This window comes from Variovorax atrisoli, from assembly GCF_014195185.1.
Lineage (GTDB): Bacteria > Pseudomonadota > Gammaproteobacteria > Burkholderiales > Burkholderiaceae_C > Variovorax > Variovorax atrisoli.
Genome location: NZ_JACIBG010000001.1, coordinates 1,118,707 through 1,139,631 on the forward strand (window position 1 = coordinate 1,118,707; position 20,925 = coordinate 1,139,631).

The following is a 20,925-nucleotide window of genomic DNA, read 5'->3' on the forward strand; positions in this document are numbered from 1 at the left end:
AGTTCGTTTTCAATAGCTTTCAACCCACAGGTGACCCATGCAAAACGTTGATCGCGGCATTACTGGTTCTTCCCTCGCAGGTTCCGCAATCCTGCTGGAAATAGGCGCCGAATACGGAGTCATTGAATTCCTCCAGAAATCGCCGGTCGTGGATGCCGCCGCGGCATCCCGTTCCTGCGGCATCAAGGAGTCGGTCATTTCGGCGTACCTCGATTCGCTGAGCAAGGCCGGCATCATCGAAGACCTCGGCACCAAGGCGCCGGCGACCTACAAGGTGGGAAGCAACTTCGACGAGCTGATCAACGAGGTCGGCTATCTCTCGTGGGCGCTTCGCGCCTGCGCGCCGCTGATCAACAACGCGAAGGAGTTCTCCGAGAACAACGAGGAGGCGCAGGCCAAGTACCCGCGCAGCGGCGGCCTGGTGGCGCGCACCTCGAAGTGGATGGGCGAGAAGTCGTTCTATCCCCAGCCGGAGAACGCCATCGTCGCGATGGCACCAAAGAAAATCGTGGATCTTGGATCGGGCTCCGGCGGCTTCCTGATCCGCATGCTGCGCAAGATCCCGGGCTCCACCGGCGTGGGCATCGACCTCAGCCCGTCGGCCACCGAGCAGGCGGTGCAGGCGGCGCGCGAGGCCGGCATGAGCGACAGGCTCCAGTTCGTGACCGCACCCATCCAGGTGCTCGTGGAGGACGCCTCCCTCATCAAGGACGCGGACATCATCCACGCGGGCTTCGTCATGCACGACCTTCTTCCCGCGGAAGAAGAAACGCTGGATTCGTTGCTGCGCGCCTGCTGCGCCCATGCCATCAAGGGCACGCTGATCATCGTCGACGCAATTCCGGTCGCCCAGTCGAATTGGGAAAAACCGTTCGCCGCCGCATTCAATCATCTGCACAACCATTTCATGTCCAGAAGGCTCCTGAGCGAGGAGGAATGGACGGAAAAGCTTTTCCGCGCGGGATTTTCAAACGTCAGGATCGAAGTACTCGACCACCCTGGAGGGCGCATGTTGATGGCAAGCAAGTAACCCACCCCACCCTTTGAAACACGAGCAATCGAATTTTCCCCTTGGTATTTTTTTCAACCCACTGTGATTAGGAGCAAGAAATGAGCGTGACCATTTCCGATCTGGTTGACAGAGTCAAAAATCATCGGTGCTATTCACACCCGATTTTCAAGAATTGGGCCAAAGTCGAACCGGAGCCGCCCGTCGTCGGCGCGCTGTTCCATCAGATCCAGAGCTTCTGCGCCTCGACGCGGCCGGGCTGGAGCTTTCCCGATGCGCTGAAGAAGCACGGTCTGCACAAGCAGAGCGAGCTGCTCGAGGAGATCGTCGAGAGCGAATCGGGCCACGGACCCGAACTCGCGACGATGGCCGGCTTCATCGTGAACCAGTCGGCGGACCAGCCCGTCTTCGCGGACCTCTACAACCAGGAGAAGGTCGAGGCGAAGCTGAAGGCCTTCTCCGACCAGCTGCTCGGTTCGCTGCCGGGCTACGACATGGAGACCGGGCTGACCACGCAGGTGCGCAAGGCCATCGGCGTGTTCGACCACCGCAAGCTGACGGACATCGAGAACACCTACCGCAACCTCGGCACCACGCTGGCGCTGGAGATGATCTCGAACCAGCAGCTGATCCCGGGCGAGAAGTACTGCCTGGTGGACAGCGGCATCTACAACGCCGACCTCGAAAAGCCCGAGATGCACTACCTGCTGGAGCACTGGGGCGAAGTCGGCGCCGAGCAGCACCATGAGCAGAACGCGCGCACCGCGGTCGAGCTCGCGCTGAAGACGGAGTACGCCCACCTGGTCATCGAAGGCGCGGACGACTTCCTCGATTCGCTGACCGGCCTCTGGGACGTCCTGGACGCGGCGCTGCTGCAGTCGGGCGTCGCGACGCAGAAGAAGGTGGCCTACGTCTAGCAGCGCCCGCGGCTGAGCAACCTCGGGAACGCCAGATGGTCGCCTATCTGATCGGCCGGATGTCCATCGTGAATCCGGACCAGTACAACCGATACAAGCAACTCACGCCCGGCATTGTCGAGAAATTCGGCGGCAGGTTCCTGACGCGGGGAGGCGAGCGCATGCACCTGGAAGGCGCTCCCGATGACAGGCGAGTGGTTCTTGTCGAGTTCAAGACCGCGGACGCGGCGAGGAAGTTCTACGAGTCGCCCGAGTACACCCACGCAAGAGGGTTGCGCAAGGACGCCGCGGTCGACATGCAGCTCATGGTGATCGAAGGTTTCGAAGAGCCGCCGCTACTACGGCCCTAGCCCGTCGCCTTCGCCATGTCCGTGCTTCAGACGATTCACAACAAACCGAAGGATGCGACCGATGGAGACTCGGTCGCATCAAGCAGAACATGACGACAACCATCGCACTACCGGCTGCATCGAAGAGCAGCTTCTTCTCTTTCGTCGCGCTCCTGCTGGGCGCGGCGGCATTGGCGCTGGGCGGCGTGTTCCTGCGCCACAGCGAACTGCCGCCGACCGCGAGCGCGGTCTACCGGGTCGCGCTCGCGATCCCGATCTTCTTCCTGCTCGACATGCTCTCGGCAAGGGCCGAGCCGGCGCCTGCAGGCACGCAGCAACCCGCGCAGAAATCCACGCCAGGCATTCCCTTCAAGCTCATCCTCGTGGGCTTCATCTTCTCGGGAAACCTCGCGCTCTACCACTGGTCGATGACGCTGACCACGCTGGCCAACTCCAACCTGCTGGCCAACCTGGCGCCGATCTTCGTGGTGCTCGGCTCCAGGATCTTCCTCGGCAAGAGGTTCAAGCCGGGCTTCCTGTTCGGCATGCTGTTCGCGCTGACCGGCGCATTCATCCTCATCGGCCACCGGCTCGACTTCGGCTCCAGCTACATGGCAGGCAACCTGCTGGGGCTGCTCACCGCGGTCTTCTACGGCTCCTATCTGCTGGCGGTGAGCCTCGTGCGCTCCAACTACCGGACGATGACCGTCATGGCATGGAGCAGCGTCGGCACCTTCATCGTGCTGCTGCCGATCACGCTGCTGCGCGGCGAATCGCTGGTGCCGCACACGCTCCACGGCGTGCTGATGCTGGTGGCGCTCGCCGTGGTGTCGCACGTCGGCGGCCAGGGCCTGATCGCCTATGCGCTGGCCAAGCTGCCGGCCGCGATGTCGTCGATCACGCTGCTGATACAGCCCGTCATCGCGACGGTGTTCGGCGCCTACCTCTTCCACGAGTACCTGAGCGTCACCGAGTTCGTGGGTGCCGTGATCATCCTCGCCGGCATCGTGACGGCCCGGCGATTCTCCTGAGCGGCAACCCGCAAGCAAGCAACCCAGCATTCCGCACAACCGAGGAATCCATGTCCCAGTATCTTTGCCACATCGAACCCGACCGCCTCCAGTTCGAGGCCGACGTCATCGCGCGCAGGCCGAATGCAGTTCTTCTCGACAAGTCCTATTTCTATCCGGGAGGCGGCGGGCAGCTGGCGGATCGCGGCACGCTGCAATGGAACGGCAGCACCGTGAAGATCGACCGCATCGAGATGGAAGGCAAGAACGCCTGGCACGTCTTCGACGAGGCGGACATCGGCAAGGCCCCTGGCGAGAAGGTGGTCGCCAGCGTGGACCCCGACTTCCGCCTCATGATGTGCCAGCTGCACACCGGCCTGCACATCCTCAACGCGCTGGTCTACCAGCGCTTCGAAGGCTCGCTGGTCACCGGCGTGCAGATGGCCGCCGACGGCACCGCCCGCATCGACTTCGACCTGCCCGCGGTCGACAACAACGAACTGCGGAAGCTGGAGCCGGAGCTCAACAGCCTGATCTCCGACGGCCTGCAGGTGAATGCGGTCTACCTCGACTCCACCGCGCTCGCACGCGAGCCGGGCGTGCTGCGCAGCCGCTCGGTCGCGCCACCTCCGCAGGACGACGGCACCACCCGCATCATCGAGATCGTGGGCCTCGATCGCCAGGCCTGCGGCGGCACGCATCTCTCGAAGACTTCGCAATCGGCGCCGCTGCGCATCATGAAGATCGAGAACAAGGGCCAGCACAACCGGCGGATCCGGATCGGGCTGGTGAAGTAGACCGATTCAACGCGCACAGGGAGGCGAGACATGACCGTCGAAGCGGCTTCTGCCCGCCCGCTGCCCGAGGGCTTTCTCCCGCCGAACTGCACCTACACGGAGCAGGACTGGCCCGTGCTGGCGCGGCTGTGGTTTCCCCTGGTGCGCGCGGACGATCCGCTCGCGAAACCGCGGCAGGTCGTGCTGCTGAACCTGCGGCTGGCCGTCTACCGAATGCCCGAGGGCATCCGCATCGGCCGCGACATGTGCCCGCACCGCGGATTGCCGCTGAGCAGCGGGCGAATCGAAGGCGAAGAACTCGTCTGCGCCTACCACGGCCTGCGCTTCGCATCGGACGGCAGCTGCAGCAAGGTTCCGGAGAAGCTGGCGCCCAAGACACCGGACTGCTTCAGGATCACTGCGTTTCCGGCCGTCGAGCGGCACGGACTTATCTGGACCTGCCTCATACCCGAAGACGAAGCTGCGATTCCCGAAATTGCTTCGGGCGCCGTGGTGCATGGTCTGGTCGACGAGACATTCGATTTCAAACTTTCAAACGATCTCCTTGGCGATTCACAAATCGATCTTGCCATTAACGAATACAGAAGACTGATCAACGAGATGAGTCAGGCGAGTACGCTTCAGGCGCTTCATGCTTCTCGAAGCTGATTCTTCGTCGATCGAAATTTTCGCCAATATCGCGGCGACCTTCCCTGTCATGCTGCACCTCAAAGCGAGGCCAACACATGACGCAATCATTTCGCCAAGCAAGCCCTGAAATCCTGCCGCTATGTGGCACGGAATTCGATGTGCAGCACATCGAGCTGCTGCTATATCTACGTCGACTGTTGCTGTTCCTAGCCTGCTTGACCAGGCATGGATGCGGCGGCCCTGCATAGCGCGAAGCCGGTCCGCACTCGTTCAAACGAAATTCAGAAGAAGAACCAGATGACAGTCTTTTCCACCGAGTCTTTCGCGGACCACGAGCAGGTCGTTTTCATATCCGACGACAAGGTCGGGCTGCGCGCCATCATCGCCATCCACAGCACGAGGCTGGGGCCCGCGCTGGGCGGATGCCGGATGTATCCCTACGCAGACGAGGCCTCGGCCCTGCGCGACGTGCTCCGGCTGTCGCGCGGAATGACCTTCAAGGCCGCGGCGGCCGGGCTCGGCCTGGGCGGCGGAAAGTCGGTGATCCTCGGCGATCCCCGCAAGAGCAAGACACCCGACCTGCTGCGCGCCATGGGCGTGGCGGTCAACCGCCTGGGCGGCCGCTACATCACGGCCGAGGACGTGGGCACCACGGTCGACGACTTCGCCTGGGTACGGCAGAGCACACGGCATGTGGTCGGCCTGCCCGAAGCGCTGGGCGGCACGGGAGATCCGTCGCCGACCACGGCGCTGGGGGTCTACCACGGCATCGTGGCCAGCGTCGCGCACCGCCTGGGCTGCGGGCTGCAGGGGCTGACCGTGGCGGTGCAAGGCCTTGGCAACGTCGGCTGGAACCTGTGCCGGCTGCTCGACGAGGCCGGTGCGCGACTCGTCGTGTGCGACGTCGATCCGGCACTTGCAGCCAGGGCGAGCGCCGAATTCGATGCACGCATCGTCGAGCCCGATGCGATCTACGCGGTGCAGGCCGACGTGTTCGCGCCCTGCGCGATGGGCGCGGTGGTGAACGACAAGACGCTGCCGCAGATGCGCTTTCGCGTGATCGCGGGCGGCGCGAACAACCAGCTCGCACGCGACGAGCACGGCAGGCAGCTGCGCGAGCGGGAGATCCTCTACGCACCCGACTTCGTCATCAACGCGGGCGGGCTGATCCGCGTGGCGTCGGAGCATGAAGGCTTCAATGCCGCGAAGGTGGATGCGCAGGTGAAAGGCATCGGCGCCACGCTGCGCCGCATCTTCGAGCTCGCCGACCGCGACGGCACGCCGACCCAGTCGGCCGCGATGCGGCTCGTGCAGGAGCGATTGGGCAGCACCGGCAGGCCGGGCGGCGCCGCCGCGAACAACAACACCAATGAGCGGCCCCTTGCCGAGCGCATCGCATGACCACCATCGACATCCTGCGGGCCCTGGTGGCGTTCGACACGACCTCGCACCGCTCCAACCTCGACCTGATCCACTGGATCGGCAACTACCTCTCGGGGCACGGCGTCAAGGTGCACCTGGTGCACAGCGAGGACAGGCGCAAGGCCAACCTGCTCGCGAGCATCGGACCCGACGCTGCGGGCGGCATGGTGCTCTCGGGGCACAGCGATGCCGTCCCCGTGACCGACCAGAACTGGAGCGCCAGCCCCTTCGCGCTGGTCGAGCGCAACGGCCGGCTCCACGGGCGCGGCGCGGCGGACATGAAGGGCTTCATCGCGGCCTGCCTGTCGGCGGTGCCCGCGTGGCGGCGGCAGCCGTTGCGCCGCCCGATCCACCTGGCCTTCTCCTATGACGAGGAGATCGGCTGCCTGGGCGTTCCGCAGCTCGTGGAGCGCCTGAAGACGCAGATCGAGGCACCCGCGCTGGCCATCGTCGGCGAGCCGACCGAGATGCGCGTGGGGGTGCGGCATCGCGGCTTCTTCGGACACCGCGCGCTTTTCACGGGGCTGCCCGCCCATTCGAGCGATCCCTCGCTGGGCGCCAGCGCGATCGAGCCGGCGGCCTACCTCGTCACGCGTCTGGCCGGGCTGCGGCGCAACCTGGCCGGGAAAGGCGGCGAGGCCACCATCAACATCGGCCAGATCAACGGGGGCACCGCGATCAACATCGTGCCGGGCAGCTGCGAAGTGCTGTGGGAATTCCGTCCGCAGGACGAGGCCACGGCCCAGCTGGTGCGCGACACGGTGCGCGAGGCGCTGGCCGAGCTTCCCGAAGGCGTCACCGTCGAGGCCGGGCAGGTCGCGGGCGTGCCGGCGCTTTCGGCGCGCGACAACGACGCGGCCGTCTCGGTGGCGCGCGAACTGGGCGCGCTCTGGCCCGAGGCGGAACTGCCCTTCGGCACCGAGGCGGGGTTCTTCCAGCAGGTCGGCATCTCGACGGTGGTATGCGGCCCCGGCTCCATCGCCCAGGCGCACCAGCCCGACGAATGGATCGCCGCAAGCCAACTGCAGGCCGCCGACCGCTTCATGCAGTCGGCCGGCGCATGGGCTCTTTCCGGGGCCACCGACCGTTCCACCACTCCAACCCTCAAGACAGCATGAAAAACCTCGACGCAGCCGCGCTGGCGGACGCCACGAGCAGCCTCGCTCCCCTCTCCTCCTCTCCCCCTTCTTCCTCTTCTTCATCTCTCTCCTCCGCTCACGGCCTCCCTGCACAGGGCGCAGGGACTCGCGACGCCACGCGCCGGACGATCCTCGCCGCCGTCATCGGCAACACGCTGGAGTGGTTCGACTTCGCGGTCTACGGCTTCTTCGCGCTCACCATCTCCCGGCTCTTCTTCCCGACGGGCGACGAGACTTCGTCGCTGCTGCTGACGGTGGCGACCTTCGGCGTGGGCTTCGTGATGCGGCCCGTCGGCGCGGTAGTGCTGGGTGCGCTGGGGGACTCGCGCGGGCGCAAGGTCGCGCTGTCCACGACCATCCTGCTGATGGCACTGGGCACGGCCATGATCGGCTTCGCGCCGACGTATGCCGACGTGGGCCTGTGGGCGCCGGCCTGGATCGTGCTGGCGCGGCTCATCCAGGGCTTCTCCGCCGGCGGCGAAGTGGGCGGCGCGACCGCATTCCTCGTCGAGCACGCGCCCAAGGGCCGCAGGGGCTACTTCGCGAGCTGGCAGCAGGCGAGCCAGGCCGGCGCGCTGCTGCTGGGCTCTGTCTTCGGCGCGACGCTCACGGACGTGCTGACGCCGGAGCAGCTCGAGGCGTGGGGATGGCGCGTGCCGTTTCTCTTCGGCCTGGTCATCGGACCGGTGGGCTGGTACATCCGCACCCGCACGCACGAATCAGAGAGCTTCGAACAGGTGAGGGCCGCCAACAGGCAGACCTCGCCGCTGAAGCAGGCACTGGGCTCCTACCGCCGGGAAATCATCGCGGGCTTCGGCGTGACCATCGTATGGACGGTGTGCACGTATTTCTTTCTCGTCTACATGCCGACGTACGCGGTGCGCACGCTGAAGCTGCCGCAGAGCGTGTCGCTGTGGGCCAATGGCGCGGGGCTGATGGTGCTGGTGGTGCTGGCGCCCTTCTTTGGCGCGCTGTCGGACCGGATCGGGCGCAGGCCCCTGCTGATCGGCTTCGCCACTGCGATCCTGGTGCTGGCCTATCCGGCGCTCTGGCTTCTCACGGCCGTGCCCAACCCGTCGACGCTGACCATCGTGCTGCTCGTGTTCGCGGTGCTGATCGCCGGCTTCACCGGGCCTGCGCCCGCCGCCATGGCGGAGCTCTATCCGCCGCAGGTGCGCTCCACAGGCCTTTCCATTGCCTACAACTTCGCTGTCACGATCTTCGGAGGCTTCGCGCCCTTCATTGCAACGGCGCTGATCGCGCGGACCGGGAATCCGCTCGCTCCCGCCTGGTACGTGGTGTTCGCCGCGGCGGCCAGCCTCGTCGCGCTGCTGGCCGCCGGCTCGGCCCTGCGCAACAAAGACTGAGCACCACGCGGCCGCTCACCCCATCGACGAGAAGAAAAGAAATCGACGAAGCCACCACATGTCAGACCTGAAGAACACACTGAACCTGCTGACCACTCCGTTCCCGATGAAGGGAGACCTGCCCAGGCGCGAACCCGCACTGGTCGAGCGCTGGGCGCGGCAGCGCATCTACGAGCGGATGCGCGAGGCGGCTGCCGGCCGCCCACCCTTCATCCTTCACGACGGCCCGCCGTACGCGAACGGCGACATCCACATCGGGCACGCGGTGAACAAGGTGCTCAAGGACATGGTCTTCAAGAGCCGCTTCTTCGACGGCTTCGACTCGCAGTGGATTCCTGGCTGGGATTGCCACGGCATGCCCATCGAGCACCGCATCGAGCAGATGAACGGCCGGGGCCTGCCGACCGAGCAGGTCCAGGCGCTATGCCGCGAATACGCCTTCTCGCAGACGCAGAGCCAGAAGAAGGATTTCCTGCGCCTGGGCCTGCTCGGCGACTGGGACAACGCCTTTCGCACCATGGACTTCGAGACCGAAGCCAACGAGATCCGCTTTCTCGATCGCATCCGGCAGCGCGGCCTGCTGTTTCGCGGCCAGAAGCCGGTGAACTGGTGCGTCGACTGCCAGTCGGCGCTGGCGGAGGCGGAGCTCGAATACGCGCACAAGCGCTCGACGACGGCCTACGTCGGCATGCAGGCCATCGACGCGGCCGACCTGGCGTCGCGCTTCAAGTGCGCTCCCGTCGCAGGCAAGCCGGCGCGTGTCGTGATCTGGACCACGACGCCATGGACGCTGCCCGGCAACGCCGCCGTCGGCCTGGACCCGGAGGCGAGCTATGGCCTGTACGACACGCCCGAGGGCCTGCTGGTGCTGGCCTCGGATAGCGCTGCGAAGCTGCTGGGCGGCTTCGGCATCGCGCACGAACTCCGCGCGGTCGCGCCCGGCATCGACCTCGTGGGCGCGATGCTGAAGCATCCGCTGCACGACAAAGCAGTGCCCATGGTGGCGGCCGATTTCGTCTCGCTGGACACCGGCACCGGCCTCGTGCACCTGGCGCCGGCGCACGGCGCGGAAGACTTCGAGCTGTGCCGCGGGCTGGGCATCACCGGCGACAACGTGATCGACGGTGCCGGGCGCTTCGTGCCTGGCCTGCCGGTGATCGGCGGCATGTCGCTGGAGGAAGGCAGCAGGACCATCCTCGAAATGCTGAAGGCCGACGGCTCGCTGCTGCGGCAGGAGCGCATCGAGCATTCGTATCCCCATTGCTGGCGGCACAAGACGCCGATCCTCTTCCGCTCGACGACGCAATGGTTCATCGCCATGGACCATCCCGCGAAGGGCGACGAGCGTACGCTGCGCGAGACCGCGCGCGAGGCGATCAGGGACGTGCCGTTCTATCCGGCATCCGGCCGCTCGCGCATGGAAGCGATGATCGACGGCCGCCCCGACTGGTGCATCTCGCGCCAGCGCGCATGGGGCGTGCCCCTCGCCTTCTTCGTCAGGCGCAGCGACAACTCGCTGCACCCCGAGACCTCGCGCCTCGTCGAGGAAGTGGCACAGCGCGTGGAGCGCGAAGGAATTTCCGCCTGGACTCGACTGAGTCCCGCGGACCTGGGCGTGGATGAGTCGGAGTTCGAAAAGCTGTCCGATACCCTCGACGTGTGGTTCGACTCCGGCTCCATCCACGCAACCGTCTACAGGGACCCGCGCCGCCTTGACGCGCACGACCACCCGGCCGACCTGTACCTGGAGGGCTCCGACCAGCACAGGGGCTGGTTCGGCTCCTCGCTCATGACGGGCTGCGCGGCGGACGGCCGCGCGCCCTTCAAGGCCGTGCTCACGCACGGCTTCGCCGTCGACGGGAACGGCAAGAAGATGAGCAAGTCGCTGGGCAACACCGTCAGCCCGCAGGAGGTGGCGAGCACGCGGGGCGCGGAGATCATCCGGCTGTGGATCGCGAGCACCGACTACTCGACGGACATCTCCGTCTCCGAGGAGATCCTGGATCGCGTCGTCGAGATGTACCGGCGAATCCGCAACACGATCCGCTTCCTGCTGCTGAACGTGTCGGACTTCGACGCGCAAGCCGATGCAGTGTCCGAGCACGATCTCGCGAGCGTCGACCGCTACGCCATGGCCCGCTGCCGCGAACTCGGCGAGCAGTGCCGCAGGAGCTACAGGGACTACGACTTCGTCGCGGTGACGCGGCTCATCCATGGCTATTGCGCCGACGAACTCGGCGGCTTCTATCTCGACGTGCTGAAGGACCGGCTGTACGCGAGCGCGCGGGACAGCCACGAAAGGCGGTCCGCACAGACTGCGCTGCATGCGATCCTGAAGAACCTGCTGCTGCTTTCGGCGCCCATCCTCAGCTTCACCGCCGAGGAGGCATGGACGGTGCTGTTCGATGCAGAAGAGGAGAAAGGCGACAGCGTGTTCCTTCACACCTGGGACGAAGCGCTGCCGCCCGGCATGGAAGACCCGGACGTCCGCGACTTCTGGCGCCATGCAAGGCAGCTGCGCCCGAGCGTGATGAAGGCGATCGAAGACCTGCGCTCGTCGGGAAGCATCGGCCGTTCCAGCGAGGCGAATCTGGTGATCGAGGCGCCCGTGGAGATCCTCGAGTCGCTCGCGCTGCTGGGTTCGGAACTGGCCTCGATCTTCATGGTCGCCGACGTGGTGCTGAAGGTAGGCGACAAGGTCGAAGTCCGCGTCAGGCCGACCTCGTTCCTTCGCTGCCGCAGGTGCTGGCGGCACGACGCCACCGTGATGGGCGACGACGCCGAGCAAGCGATGCTCTGCGAGCGGTGCCGGACGGTACTGGCGGGGTTCCCGGAATTGCATGGCGCCTGAGGCGCCCCGGACGGAGTCCGGACCTGGAAAGAAAAAACCCCTGTAGCTGGGTTGCTACAGGGGTTGCATCTTGGCGGAACCGGAGGGATTCGAACCCTCGATGAGGCTCTACACCCCATACTCCCTTAGCAGGGGAGCACCTTCGGCCACTCGGTCACAGTTCCAGAAAGAAGCTGAGATTATGCCACTACTTAGGCGCCCGGCTGATCAAGATCGAAGGCTTTGTGCAGTGCGCGCACTGCCAATTCCATATATTTTTCGTCGATCACGACCGAGGTCTTGATTTCGCTGGTCGAGATCATCTGGATGTTGATGCCCTCTTCGGCCAGAACGCGGAACATCTTGCTCGCCACACCGACGTGGCTGCGCATGCCGATGCCCACGATGCTGACCTTGCAGATCTTGGTGTCGCCGACCACTTCGGTCGCGCCCAGCGAGGGCATCACCTTCGACTGCAGCAGGTCGATGGTGCGCGCGTATTCGTTGCGGTGGACGGTGAAGCTGAAGTCGGTCTTTCCGTCCTTGCTCAGGTTCTGGATGATCACGTCGACTTCGATGTTGGCGTCGGCCACTGCACCGAGGATGTGATACGCAATGCCCGGCTTGTCGGGCACGCCCAGCACCGAGATCTTGGCTTCGTCGCGGTTGAATGCGATGCCGGATACGACGGCTTGTTCCATGTTTTCGTCTTCCTCGAAAGTGATCAGCGTGCCGGACTTGGCCTCTTCATTGATATCGATGTCCCACGGCGTGAAGCTCGAAAGCACACGCAGCGGCACCTTGTACTTGCCGGCGAATTCCACCGAGCGGATCTGCAGAACCTTGGAGCCCAGGCTCGCCATCTCGAGCATCTCTTCGAAGCTCACGGTCGTCAGCCGACGTGCGTCGGGCTCGACGCGCGGGTCGGTCGTGTAGACGCCGTCGACGTCGGTGTAGATCAGGCACTCGTTCGCCTTCATCGCAGCCGCGATGGCCACGGCAGAGGTGTCGCTGCCGCCGCGACCCAGCGTGGTGATGTTGCCCTCGTCGTCCACGCCCTGGAAGCCGGTGATGACCACCACCTTGTTGGCGTTCAGGTCGGCCATCACGCGCTCGTTGTCGATGCTCTCGATGCGGGCCTTGGTGTAGGAGTTGTCGGTGCGCACCGAAACCTGCCAGCCCGCGTAGCTCACGGCCTCGACGCCCTCGGCCTGCAGCGCGATGGCCAGCAGCGCCGACGAAGCCTGCTCGCCGGTGGAGGCCAGCATGTCGAGTTCGCGGTTATGGGCCACGCCGGGTTTGCTGGGCGCCAGCTCCTTGGCCAGGCCGAGCAGGCGGTTGGTCTCGCCGCTCATGGCACTCGGAACCACGATCATCTGGTGGCCTGCGCGCGCCCACTTGGCGACGCGCTTGGCGACATTCTTGATGCGCTCGGTCGAGCCCATCGACGTACCGCCGTATTTGTGAACGATCAATGCCATGGGTGAAATCAGAGAAAAGGAAAGGGCCGCTGGATAGGCGGCGCCCTGCAAGCGGTCAGAGCGAAGTCTTCGGCGAGGGCGCAGCATTGTACCAATGCAGCAAGTCACCCCTGCGTTCGACGAAACCGGCGGCCACCTTCAGGTGGATGCGATGGCCGCGCGTGGTGCAGGCCCGAACCTGGTCGAGCAGCTGATCGAGCTGCGCCGCGCTAGGCGCACATCCGTGCGAGCGCATCAGCCAGTGGCGCAGCAAGTTGGCCTGCCGGGCGCGCGACAGCGCCTGCAGCGCGGCGATGCGCGGCGGGCTGCCGACGCTTTCCAGGTCCTGCGCCGCCAGCTCGCCCAGCAGCTGCTGAGCCTGGGCGGCATGGCCCACGCTGCGCGCGAAGGTGGCCCGGAACTGCGGAAAGGCCTGCTCCAGCGCGGGCAGGAGCACGGAGCGGATCCTGTTGCGGGTGTAGCGCGCGTCGTCGTTGGTCGGGTCCTCGATCCAGGGCAGGTCGCGGCCGGCCAGCCATTCGCGGATCTCCGCCCCCGGCACCGCGAGCAGCGGCCGGTAGATGTCGAGCCCGCTGCGCTGGGCCAGCGCCGGCATGGCAGCCAGCCCCGGCAGCCCTGCCCCGCGCGACAAGGCGAGCAGCAGCGTCTCGACTTGGTCGTCGGCATGGTGCCCCAGCGCCACGGACCGGATTGCCGCCCTCGCCCCATCGGCATGCGCCATTTCGGCGAACGCCGCATAGCGGGCCCGGCGGGCCGCGTCCTCTGGGCTTTCGCCCGGCGCATGCCGGGCATCGACGCGATGGACGACCAGCGGCACGCCAAGGCGCTCGCACACCGAGCGGCAATGCCGCTCGAAGCCATCGGCCGCTGCCTGCAGCCCGTGATGCACATGGAAGGCGACCACCTGCCCCGGCCAGCGCGCCGCGCAGGCAGCCAGCAAGGCGGTCGAATCGGCACCCCCGCTGAACCCCACCGCCAGCGGCCATTGCGCCGGCTCGAACGCGGCGATGGCGCGTTCGAAAGCGGAGTTCATGGCAGCGCCCGGGCGGGAATCACCTGCCGGTATCGGCCTTGGTGTCGTTGAAGCGGCCGTAGCTCTGCAGGCGCTCGTAGCGGCGCTCCAGCAGCTCCTTCGGTTTCAGGTCGCTGACCTGGCGGAAGGCGTCGTTGAGGGCACGCTTGAGGAAGGCGGCCATCTGGCGATGGTCGCGGTGCGCGCCGCCCACGGGCTCGTTGACGATCTTGTCGACCAGACCCAGCGCCTTCAGGCGGTGGGCGGTGATGCCCAGCGCGTCGGCGGCTTCCTGAGCCTTCTCGCCGGTCTTCCAGAGGATGGAAGCGCAGCCCTCGGGGCTGATCACCGAATAGATCGAGTACTGCAGCATCAGCAGCTGGTCGCCGACCGAGATCGCCAGCGCGCCGCCTGAGCCGCCCTCGCCGATGATGGTGACGATGATCGGCACCTCGAGCTGCGCCATCTCGAAGATGTTGCGGCCGATGGCTTCCGACTGGCCGCGCTCTTCGGCATCGATGCCGGGGTATGCGCCGGGGGTATCGACGAAGGTGAAGACCGGCAGCTTGAACTTCTCGGCCGTCTTCATCAGGCGCAGCGCCTTGCGGTAGCCCTCGGGCTTGCTCATGCCGAAGTTGCGCGCCGTGCGCTCCTTCGTGTCGCGGCCCTTCTGGTGGCCGATGACCATGCAAGGCACGCCGTTGAAGCGTGCGAGGCCGCCCACAATCGACAGGTCGTCGGCGAAGTGCCGGTCGCCGTGCAGTTCGACGAAGTCGGTGAAGATCTCGTTGACGTAGTCCAGCGTGTAGGGGCGCTCCGGGTGCCGCGCGATCTTGGTGATCTGCCAGGGCGTCAGGTCGCTGTAGATGTCCTTGGTGAGCTGAAGGCTCTTCTTGCCGAGCTGATCGATTTCTTCAGAGATGTCGACCGCGGATTCGGTCTGCACATAGCGCAATTCTTCGATCTTTGTTTCGAGCTCGGCAATCGGCTGCTCGAAGTCGAGGAAGGTTCGTTTCGCCAACGTCTTCTCCTGTTTATTTCAGTTTGCTGCCCGCTCAACCACCGCACCATCCATTCCAGGAACACCGCGGAACCGGCTTCGCCGGGCCGCAGGTGTTGCCCCCTAGAGGGGGTTGGCGAAGCGACACGAAGTGCGCGCAGCCTGGGGGTGTTGCTAATACACGACTGGAGCGGGATCCAGCGATCGCCAAATATACCAAGTCGCCACGCTGCAATAAGGCGCCCACGCCACTGCGACGTCGCGGGCATCGCTGCGGCTGACGGGGTCTCCCGAAAAGTAGTTGACGCTGATGCCGTTGAGCAGCCCCAGGTCGTCCACGGGCAGCACGTTCGGGCGCATCAGGTGGAAGATGAGGAACATCTCGGCCGTCCAGCGGCCGATGCCGCGGATCGCGACGAGCTCCTCGATGATCTGCTCGTCGTCCATGTCCTTCCACGCATCGACGTGCACCAGGCCCGAGTCGAAATGCAGGGCCAGGTCGACGAGGTACTCGATCTTGCGTGCCGACAGCCCCGCGCCGCGCATGTCGTCGACCTTGAGCTTGAGCACGTTGGCCGGTGTCAGCTTGCGCGGCAGCGCGGCGAACTTGTCCCACACCGATTGCGCGGCCTTGACCGAGATCTGCTGGCCGACCACGCTGCGCGCGAGCGTGGTGAACGCGTCGCCGCGCGACTCCAGGCAGGCGTCGCCGAACTTCGGGATCAGCCGCTTCATCACGCGGTCCTTGCGCGAGAGGTGCTTGCACGCCTCTTCCCAATAGTCCGGCGTATAGATCTTGACGCTGGGCTTCCTGGGGGCGGGCATGGGGTTCGTCGTTCCGTTCACTGCGCAGCCGCCCAGGTCGTGCCCGTGGGCGAATCCTTGAGCACGATGCCCTGCTCGAGGAGTTCCTGGCGGATGCGGTCGGCTTCGGCGAAGTTCTTCGCGGCCTTGGCTGCGGCGCGCGCATCGATCTTGGCCTGGATGGTGGCTTCGTCGAGCGTGCTGCCGGCCTGCAGGAAGGCGCGCGGGTCGCCCTGCAGGATGCCCAGCGACGCCGCCAGCGCCTTCAGCAGCCCGGCGGTTTCGGCGGACTTGGTGCGGTTGACCTCGCCGGCCAGCTCGAACAGCACGGCAATGGCTTCCGGCGTGCCGAAGTCCTCATCCATGGCGGCCTTGAAGCGCGCGGCATGGGGCTGGGTCCAGTCGATCTCGACGTCGGCCGGCACGACCAGGTCGAGCGCGGTGTACAGGCGCTTCAGCGAATTGCGCGCGTCGTCGAGATGTGCGTCGCTGTAGTTGAGCGCGCTGCGGTAATGCGTGCGCACCAGGAAGAAGCGCAGGGTCTCGGCGTCGTACTTCTGCAGCACCTCGCGGATGGTGAAGAAGTTGCCCAGGCTCTTGGACATCTTCTCGTTGTCCACGCGCACGAAGCCGTTGTGCACCCAGAAGCGCGACAGCGGCTTGCCGTTGGCACCCTCGCTCTGCGCGATCTCGTTCTCGTGGTGCGGGAACTGCAGGTCGGCGCCGCCGCCGTGGATGTCGAAGGTCTCGCCGAGGGTGGCGCAGCTCATGGCCGAGCACTCGATGTGCCAGCCCGGACGGCCCGTGCCGTAGGCGCTTTCCCATTTGGCATCGGCGGGTTCGGTCGGCTTGGCGGCCTTCCAGAGCACGAAGTCGAGCGGGTCCTGCTTGCCGTCGAGCACCGCGACGCGTTCACCCGCGTGCAGCTCGTCGAGGGACTTGCCAGAGAGCTTGCCGTAGCCCGGGAACTTGCGCACCGCGTAGTTCACGTCGCCGTTCTCGGAGCGGTAGGCCAGGCCCTTCTGCTCGAGCTTCTCGATGATGCCGAGCATCTGCGGCACGTATTCGGTGGCGCGCGGCTCGATGGTGGGCGGCTCGATGCCGAGCGCGCCGATGTCCTCGTGCATCGCCGCGATCACCTCGTCGGTCAGCTGGCGGATGGTGATGCCGCGCTGCACCGAGCGGGCGATGATCTTGTCGTCGATGTCGGTGATGTTGCGCACATAGGTCACCTCGTAGTCGCTCGCGCGCAGCCAGCGCTGCACCACGTCGAACGCCATCATCATCCGGGCGTGGCCGATGTGGCAGAAGTCGTAGACCGTCATGCCGCAAACGTACATGCGCACCTTTCCCGGTTGCAATGGGGAGAATTCCTCCAATTCACGCGACAGCGTGTTGTAGATGCGCAGACTCATGAGATTCGGAAAACGTCGTTTCGCGCACGTGCGGCACGGGCGAAAGACGGTGTTTTTCAGGGGTGGCTGGGACTGTGTTCGCGAGGGGGTCGAGATAGCCCCTCGGTTACAATCCGCTCAAGTATAAACGGCCGCCGTCGGGTAGCGTCCGGGTGTTCCCCAAGCCCGCACCCCGAGCTCGCCCCCCGCATCTCCCCCAATTCCGCCGAGGCTTCATGAAGCACGCCGCCTTCTCCAGACTCTCCATTGCCTTCGCACTGCTGTTCAGCCTCTGGGGCTCCGCCGCGCACGCGAACGAATACGACGACGTGAACGCGCTGCTGCGCCAGGGCAAGTCGAACGAGGCGCTCGCCAAGGCCGACACCTACATTGCCGGCAAGCCCCGCGATCCGCAGATGCGCTTTCTTCGCGGCGTGATCCTCACCGAGCAGAACAAGCAGGCCGAGGCCATTGCCGCCTTCACCCAGCTCACGCAGGACTTCCCCGAGCTTTCCGAGCCCTACAACAACCTCGCGGCGCTCTATGCGTCACAGAGCAAGTTCGACCAGGCGCGCGCCGCGCTGGAACAGGCCCTCAAGCTCAACCCGAACTACGCCACGGCGCACGAGAACCTCGGCGACGTGTATGCCCGCCTGGCTGCGCAGGAATACGTGCGTGCGCAGCAGTTCGCGAGCACCAACGCCAGCGTCGCGCCCAAGCTCGCGCTGATCCGCCAGATCTTCACCCCCAAGACCGAAGCCGAGGCGGCCGCCCTGCCCCCCGCGCCGGCGGTGATCCGCAAGCCGGTCGGCCGTACGAGCAAGTAGCCAGGTCATCCAATCCGTCGCCGCCGCGGCACCGCCATGGTCTGCACGGCGCGGCACCGTTCCTCCATCCGCATACGGAGCCTCACTTGACGATTCATTCCCTCTCTCGCTTCAGCCGCCGCGGCGCCCTCGCCCTGGCCGCCGCATTCGCGCTCGCCGCCAGCGGCCATGCGCAATCGGCCACGCCGCGCGTCAAGCTCGCCACCACGGCCGGCGACATCGTGGTCGAACTCGACGAAGCCAAGGCGCCCAAGACGGTCGAGAACTTCCTGCAGTACGTCAAGGACAAGCACTACGACGGCACTGTGTTCCACCGCGTGATCGACGGCTTCATGATCCAGGGCGGCGGCTTCACGGCCGACCTGCAGCAAAAGCCCACGCGCGCGCCCATTCCGCTCGAGGCGAGCAACGGCCTGAAGAACGACAAGTACACGATCGCCATGGCGCGCACCGGCAATCCCAACTCGGCGACCTCGCAGTTCTTCATCAACGTGAAGAACAACGACTCGCTCAACGCGCCCAACCCCGATGGCTACGGCTACACCGTGTTCGGCAAGGTCGTCTCCGGCACCGACGTGGTCGACAAGATCCGCGCCGTGGCCACCGGCAACAAGGGCGGCATGCAGAACGTGCCGCTCGAAGCCGTCACCATCAAGTCCGCCACCGTCGTGGCGAAGTAATCGCATCGCATCGGTTTTCGAATCGGTTTTTCCCTTCCCAAGCAGGAGCCCAACATGAGCAACCCCCAAGTCGAACTGCACATCAAGAACCTCGGCGTGATCACGCTCGAACTCGACGCCGCCAAGGCGCCGAAGTCGGTCGAGAACTTCGTCTCCTACGTGAAGAAGGGCCACTACGACAACACGGTGTTCCACCGCGTCATCCCCGGCTTCATGGTGCAAGGCGGCGGTTTCGAGCCCGGCATGAAGCAGAAGCCCACCGATGCCGAGATCCAGAACGAAGCCAACAACGGCCTGAAGAACGACAACTACACCGTGGCCATGGCCCGCACCAGCGCGCCCCACTCGGCCACCGCCCAGTTCTTCATCAACGTGGCCGACAACGGTTTCCTGAACCACACCGCTCCCACGGCCCAGGGCTGGGGCTACGCCGTGTTCGGCAAGGTCATCAACGGCACCGATGTGGTCGACAAGATCAAGGGCGTGAAGACCGGCCGCAAGGGCTTCCATGACGACGTGCCGCTCGAGGACGTCGTGATCGAGAAGGCCGTCGTCACCGCGGAATGATCCTCGACCGGGCCAGCTCGGCGGCAACGGCGCCGGCAGCATGAGCATGGCGGCGAACCCGGCTTTCGCTGAGCTGGTGGCGCCGCCCGGGTGGCGCACGGTCGACCTCATCTCCGACCTGCACCTGCAGGCCGGCGAGCCCGCCACCTTCGAGGCCTGGCAGGGCTATCTGCAGACCACGCCGGCGGACGCGCTCTTCATCCTCGGCGACCTCTTCGAGGTGTGGGTGGGCGACGATTCCGCCGCGCAGCCCGGCGAGCCCGCGACCTTCGAGGCCCAGTGCGCCGAGCTTCTGCGCCGCACCGCGCAGCGCCTGCCGGTGTTCTTCATGCACGGCAACCGCGACTTCCTCGTCGGCCCCGCCTTCGCGGCGCAATGCAACATCACGCTGCTCGACGACCCGACCGTGCTGGTGCTGCACGGCCAGCGCTGGCTGCTGAGCCACGGCGACATCCTCTGCCTGGAAGACACGGAATACCTGAAGTTCCGCGCCCAGGTTCGCACGCCCGGATGGCAGGCCGCGTTCCTCGCCCGCCCCCTCGAAGAGCGTCGCGCGCTCGCGCGTTCCATGCGCGTGCAGAGCGAAGACCGCAAGCGCAACCCGTCGATGGTCTGGGCCGACGTCGATACGCCGGCCGCGCGCGACTGGCTGCGGCAGGCGAATGCCCACGCGCTGGTGCACGGCCACACCCACCGGCCTGCCGACCATGACCTGGGCGACGGCCTGCGCCGCATCGTGCTGAGCGACTGGGATGCCGCCGCGCATCCTCCGCGCGCGCAGCTGCTGTGCCTCTCGCCCGCCGGCGCGCAGCGCGTCGACCTGCGCTAGCCGCGCCGCCGACGACGATGTTCAAGTGGCTGCGCCGCCTGCGCGCCCTGCCCCCGATCCCCGAAGCCGCCTGGCAGGCCACGCTGCGGCGCTACGCCTTCCTGGGGGCGCTGTCCGAGTCCGACCGCCAGCGGCTGCGCACGCTCACGGCCGAGTTCCTGCGCGACAAGGAATTCCACGGCGCCAAGGGCTTCACCATCACCAACGAGGTCGCGCTGGCCATCGCGGCCCAGGCGGTGCTGCCGGTGCTGCACCTGAAGGGCGGGCTGAACTGGTACGACGATTTCGTCGGTATCGTCGTGCATCGCTCCGAGGTGGTGGCGCGGCGCAAGGTGGTCGACGAAGCGCAGGTGGTGCACGAATACGGCGAAGTCGTCGCCGGCGAGGCCATGGACCGCGGCCCCGTCATGCTGAGCTGGGACGACGTGCTGGCCAGCAGCATCACCAGCGAGCGCGGCTACAACGTCGTGATCCACGAGTTCGCCCACAAGATCGACATGCGCAACGGCGAGGCCAACGGCTGTCCGCCGCTGCCGCCGGGCTTCGCCGGTCAGCGCAGCTCGCGCGCGGCCCGCGAGGCCTGGCTGGCCGTGCTGCAGCCCGCCTACGAAGACTTCCGCGAGCAGACCATCAAGGCCGAACGCTTCGGCACCGAGGCGCCGTGGCTCGATGCCTACGGCGCCACCTCGATCAGCGAGTTCTTCGCGGTGGCTTGCGAGGCCTACTTCGTGAACCGCCCGAACTTCGCGCGGGACTTCCCTGGAGTGCTGGCGATCTTCGACGAATTCTTTCTTCCTAAACAGCCTTAAGCCCACACCCAGACTCAGTTGTCAGCTATCTATTTGATAGCGATTCAACCCTTAACATCGACGGGTTATCAA

Annotated in this window: 20 protein-coding genes and 1 tRNA gene; 15 read left to right on the plus strand and 6 right to left on the minus strand. The window is 65.9% G+C overall.

Annotated elements, in window-relative coordinates; translation table 11 throughout:
* The first annotated feature begins 37 nt into the window (after positions 1–37).
* The 10 genes from FHY06_RS05330 to ileS all read left to right on the plus strand — a co-directional run bounded on the left by FHY06_RS05330 (position 38) and on the right by ileS (position 11,471).
* Positions 38–1,030, plus strand: coding sequence for a class I SAM-dependent methyltransferase (locus FHY06_RS05330; RefSeq protein WP_026346142.1), 993 nt, complete (start codon positions 38–40; stop codon positions 1,028–1,030).
* Between the two features lie 80 nt (positions 1,031–1,110).
* Positions 1,111–1,926 carry a hypothetical protein gene (locus FHY06_RS05335; RefSeq protein ID WP_019652284.1) on the plus strand — a complete coding sequence of 272 codons (816 nt, stop codon included), beginning with the start codon at positions 1,111–1,113 and terminating at the stop codon, positions 1,924–1,926.
* Positions 1,927–1,961: 35 nt separating this feature from the next.
* A complete protein-coding gene (locus FHY06_RS05340; RefSeq protein WP_126182059.1) occupies positions 1,962–2,276 on the plus strand; it encodes a DUF1330 domain-containing protein in 315 nt (104 codons plus the stop codon).
* Between the two features lie 89 nt (positions 2,277–2,365).
* Positions 2,366–3,286, plus strand: a complete 921-nt coding sequence (locus tag FHY06_RS05345; protein ID WP_184603728.1) for a DMT family transporter — start codon at positions 2,366–2,368, stop codon at positions 3,284–3,286.
* Positions 3,287–3,336: 50 nt separating this feature from the next.
* On the plus strand, positions 3,337–4,062 hold the full coding sequence (locus FHY06_RS05350; protein WP_184603730.1) for an alanyl-tRNA editing protein: 726 nt from the start codon (positions 3,337–3,339) through the stop codon (positions 4,060–4,062).
* 30 nt (positions 4,063–4,092) lie between these two features.
* Positions 4,093–4,710 carry a Rieske 2Fe-2S domain-containing protein gene (locus FHY06_RS05355; protein WP_184603732.1) on the plus strand — a complete coding sequence of 206 codons (618 nt, stop codon included), beginning with the start codon at positions 4,093–4,095 and terminating at the stop codon, positions 4,708–4,710.
* A gap of 279 nt (positions 4,711–4,989) precedes the next feature.
* Positions 4,990–6,093, plus strand: coding sequence for a Leu/Phe/Val dehydrogenase (locus tag FHY06_RS05360; RefSeq protein WP_184603735.1), 1,104 nt, complete (start codon positions 4,990–4,992; stop codon positions 6,091–6,093).
* A complete protein-coding gene (gene argE, locus FHY06_RS05365) occupies positions 6,090–7,232 on the plus strand; it encodes an acetylornithine deacetylase (RefSeq protein ID WP_126182063.1) in 1,143 nt (380 codons plus the stop codon). The genes FHY06_RS05360 and argE overlap by 4 nt, the downstream gene beginning before the upstream one ends.
* Complete coding sequence (locus FHY06_RS05370) at positions 7,229–8,620, plus strand: MFS transporter (RefSeq protein WP_126182064.1); 1,392 nt, start codon at positions 7,229–7,231, stop codon at positions 8,618–8,620. The genes argE and FHY06_RS05370 overlap by 4 nt, the downstream gene beginning before the upstream one ends.
* A gap of 58 nt (positions 8,621–8,678) precedes the next feature.
* A complete protein-coding gene (gene ileS, locus FHY06_RS05375; protein ID WP_184603736.1) occupies positions 8,679–11,471 on the plus strand; it encodes an isoleucine--tRNA ligase in 2,793 nt (930 codons plus the stop codon).
* 71 nt (positions 11,472–11,542) lie between these two features.
* On the opposite strand, the gene FHY06_RS05380 is transcribed toward ileS, so the two are convergent.
* The 6 genes from FHY06_RS05380 to cysS form a co-directional block, all read right to left on the minus strand.
* A tRNA-Ser gene (locus FHY06_RS05380) sits at positions 11,543–11,635 on the minus strand.
* Positions 11,636–11,662: 27 nt separating this feature from the next.
* Positions 11,663–12,931: an aspartate kinase gene (locus FHY06_RS05385; protein ID WP_019652220.1), complete on the minus strand. Its 1,269-nt coding sequence runs from the start codon at positions 12,929–12,931 to the stop codon at positions 11,663–11,665.
* A gap of 55 nt (positions 12,932–12,986) precedes the next feature.
* On the minus strand, positions 12,987–13,964 hold the full coding sequence (gene tilS / locus FHY06_RS05390; RefSeq protein WP_184603738.1) for a tRNA lysidine(34) synthetase TilS: 978 nt from the start codon (positions 13,962–13,964) through the stop codon (positions 12,987–12,989).
* A 19-nt stretch (positions 13,965–13,983) separates the two neighbouring features.
* The gene (locus tag FHY06_RS05395) at positions 13,984–14,964 is read right to left on the minus strand and encodes an acetyl-CoA carboxylase carboxyltransferase subunit alpha (RefSeq protein ID WP_019652218.1); all 981 of its coding nucleotides are present in this window, start codon (positions 14,962–14,964) and stop codon (positions 13,984–13,986) included.
* Between the two features lie 153 nt (positions 14,965–15,117).
* The gene (locus FHY06_RS05400) at positions 15,118–15,768 is read right to left on the minus strand and encodes a DNA-3-methyladenine glycosylase family protein (RefSeq protein WP_020722911.1); all 651 of its coding nucleotides are present in this window, start codon (positions 15,766–15,768) and stop codon (positions 15,118–15,120) included.
* A 17-nt stretch (positions 15,769–15,785) separates the two neighbouring features.
* On the minus strand, positions 15,786–17,162 hold the full coding sequence (gene cysS / locus FHY06_RS05405) for a cysteine--tRNA ligase (protein ID WP_019652216.1): 1,377 nt from the start codon (positions 17,160–17,162) through the stop codon (positions 15,786–15,788).
* Positions 17,163–17,377: 215 nt separating this feature from the next.
* Here cysS and FHY06_RS05410 point away from each other — a divergent pair, with 215 nt between their 5' ends.
* From FHY06_RS05410 to FHY06_RS05430, 5 genes are all read left to right on the plus strand, one after another.
* The gene (locus FHY06_RS05410) at positions 17,378–17,968 is read left to right on the plus strand and encodes a tetratricopeptide repeat protein (RefSeq protein WP_019652215.1); all 591 of its coding nucleotides are present in this window, start codon (positions 17,378–17,380) and stop codon (positions 17,966–17,968) included.
* Between the two features lie 86 nt (positions 17,969–18,054).
* Complete coding sequence (locus FHY06_RS05415) at positions 18,055–18,648, plus strand: peptidylprolyl isomerase (RefSeq protein WP_019652214.1); 594 nt, start codon at positions 18,055–18,057, stop codon at positions 18,646–18,648.
* A 54-nt stretch (positions 18,649–18,702) separates the two neighbouring features.
* Entirely contained in the window at positions 18,703–19,215 is a 513-nt protein-coding gene (locus FHY06_RS05420) for a peptidylprolyl isomerase (protein WP_019652213.1), read from the plus strand.
* A 46-nt stretch (positions 19,216–19,261) separates the two neighbouring features.
* Complete coding sequence (locus FHY06_RS05425) at positions 19,262–20,044, plus strand: UDP-2,3-diacylglucosamine diphosphatase (RefSeq protein WP_184604134.1); 783 nt, start codon at positions 19,262–19,264, stop codon at positions 20,042–20,044.
* Between the two features lie 17 nt (positions 20,045–20,061).
* Positions 20,062–20,853: a M90 family metallopeptidase gene (locus FHY06_RS05430; protein WP_184603740.1), complete on the plus strand. Its 792-nt coding sequence runs from the start codon at positions 20,062–20,064 to the stop codon at positions 20,851–20,853.
* Positions 20,854–20,925 lie beyond the last annotated feature (72 nt).

Bases quoted from the DNA above. Each gene is read 5' to 3' on its own strand.
- FHY06_RS05330 (WP_026346142.1), top strand. From the start codon at position 38: ATGCAAAACGTTGATCGCGGCATTACTGGTTCTTCCCTCGCAGGTTCC.
- FHY06_RS05335 (WP_019652284.1), top strand. From the start codon at position 1,111: ATGAGCGTGACCATTTCCGATCTGGTTGACAGAGTCAAAAATCATCGG.
- FHY06_RS05340 (WP_126182059.1), top strand. From the start codon at position 1,962: ATGGTCGCCTATCTGATCGGCCGGATGTCCATCGTGAATCCGGACCAG.
- FHY06_RS05345 (WP_184603728.1), top strand. From the start codon at position 2,366: ATGACGACAACCATCGCACTACCGGCTGCATCGAAGAGCAGCTTCTTC.
- FHY06_RS05350 (WP_184603730.1), top strand. From the start codon at position 3,337: ATGTCCCAGTATCTTTGCCACATCGAACCCGACCGCCTCCAGTTCGAG.
- FHY06_RS05355 (WP_184603732.1), top strand. From the start codon at position 4,093: ATGACCGTCGAAGCGGCTTCTGCCCGCCCGCTGCCCGAGGGCTTTCTC.
- FHY06_RS05360 (WP_184603735.1), top strand. From the start codon at position 4,990: ATGACAGTCTTTTCCACCGAGTCTTTCGCGGACCACGAGCAGGTCGTT.
- argE (WP_126182063.1), top strand. From the start codon at position 6,090: ATGACCACCATCGACATCCTGCGGGCCCTGGTGGCGTTCGACACGACC.
- FHY06_RS05370 (WP_126182064.1), top strand. From the start codon at position 7,229: ATGAAAAACCTCGACGCAGCCGCGCTGGCGGACGCCACGAGCAGCCTC.
- ileS (WP_184603736.1), top strand. From the start codon at position 8,679: ATGTCAGACCTGAAGAACACACTGAACCTGCTGACCACTCCGTTCCCG.
- FHY06_RS05385 (WP_019652220.1), bottom strand. From the start codon at position 12,931: ATGGCATTGATCGTTCACAAATACGGCGGTACGTCGATGGGCTCGACC.
- tilS (WP_184603738.1), bottom strand. From the start codon at position 13,964: ATGAACTCCGCTTTCGAACGCGCCATCGCCGCGTTCGAGCCGGCGCAA.
- FHY06_RS05400 (WP_020722911.1), bottom strand. From the start codon at position 15,768: ATGCCCGCCCCCAGGAAGCCCAGCGTCAAGATCTATACGCCGGACTAT.
- cysS (WP_019652216.1), bottom strand. From the start codon at position 17,162: ATGAGTCTGCGCATCTACAACACGCTGTCGCGTGAATTGGAGGAATTC.
- FHY06_RS05410 (WP_019652215.1), top strand. From the start codon at position 17,378: ATGAAGCACGCCGCCTTCTCCAGACTCTCCATTGCCTTCGCACTGCTG.
- FHY06_RS05420 (WP_019652213.1), top strand. From the start codon at position 18,703: ATGAGCAACCCCCAAGTCGAACTGCACATCAAGAACCTCGGCGTGATC.
- FHY06_RS05425 (WP_184604134.1), top strand. From the start codon at position 19,262: ATGGCGGCGAACCCGGCTTTCGCTGAGCTGGTGGCGCCGCCCGGGTGG.
- FHY06_RS05430 (WP_184603740.1), top strand. From the start codon at position 20,062: ATGTTCAAGTGGCTGCGCCGCCTGCGCGCCCTGCCCCCGATCCCCGAA.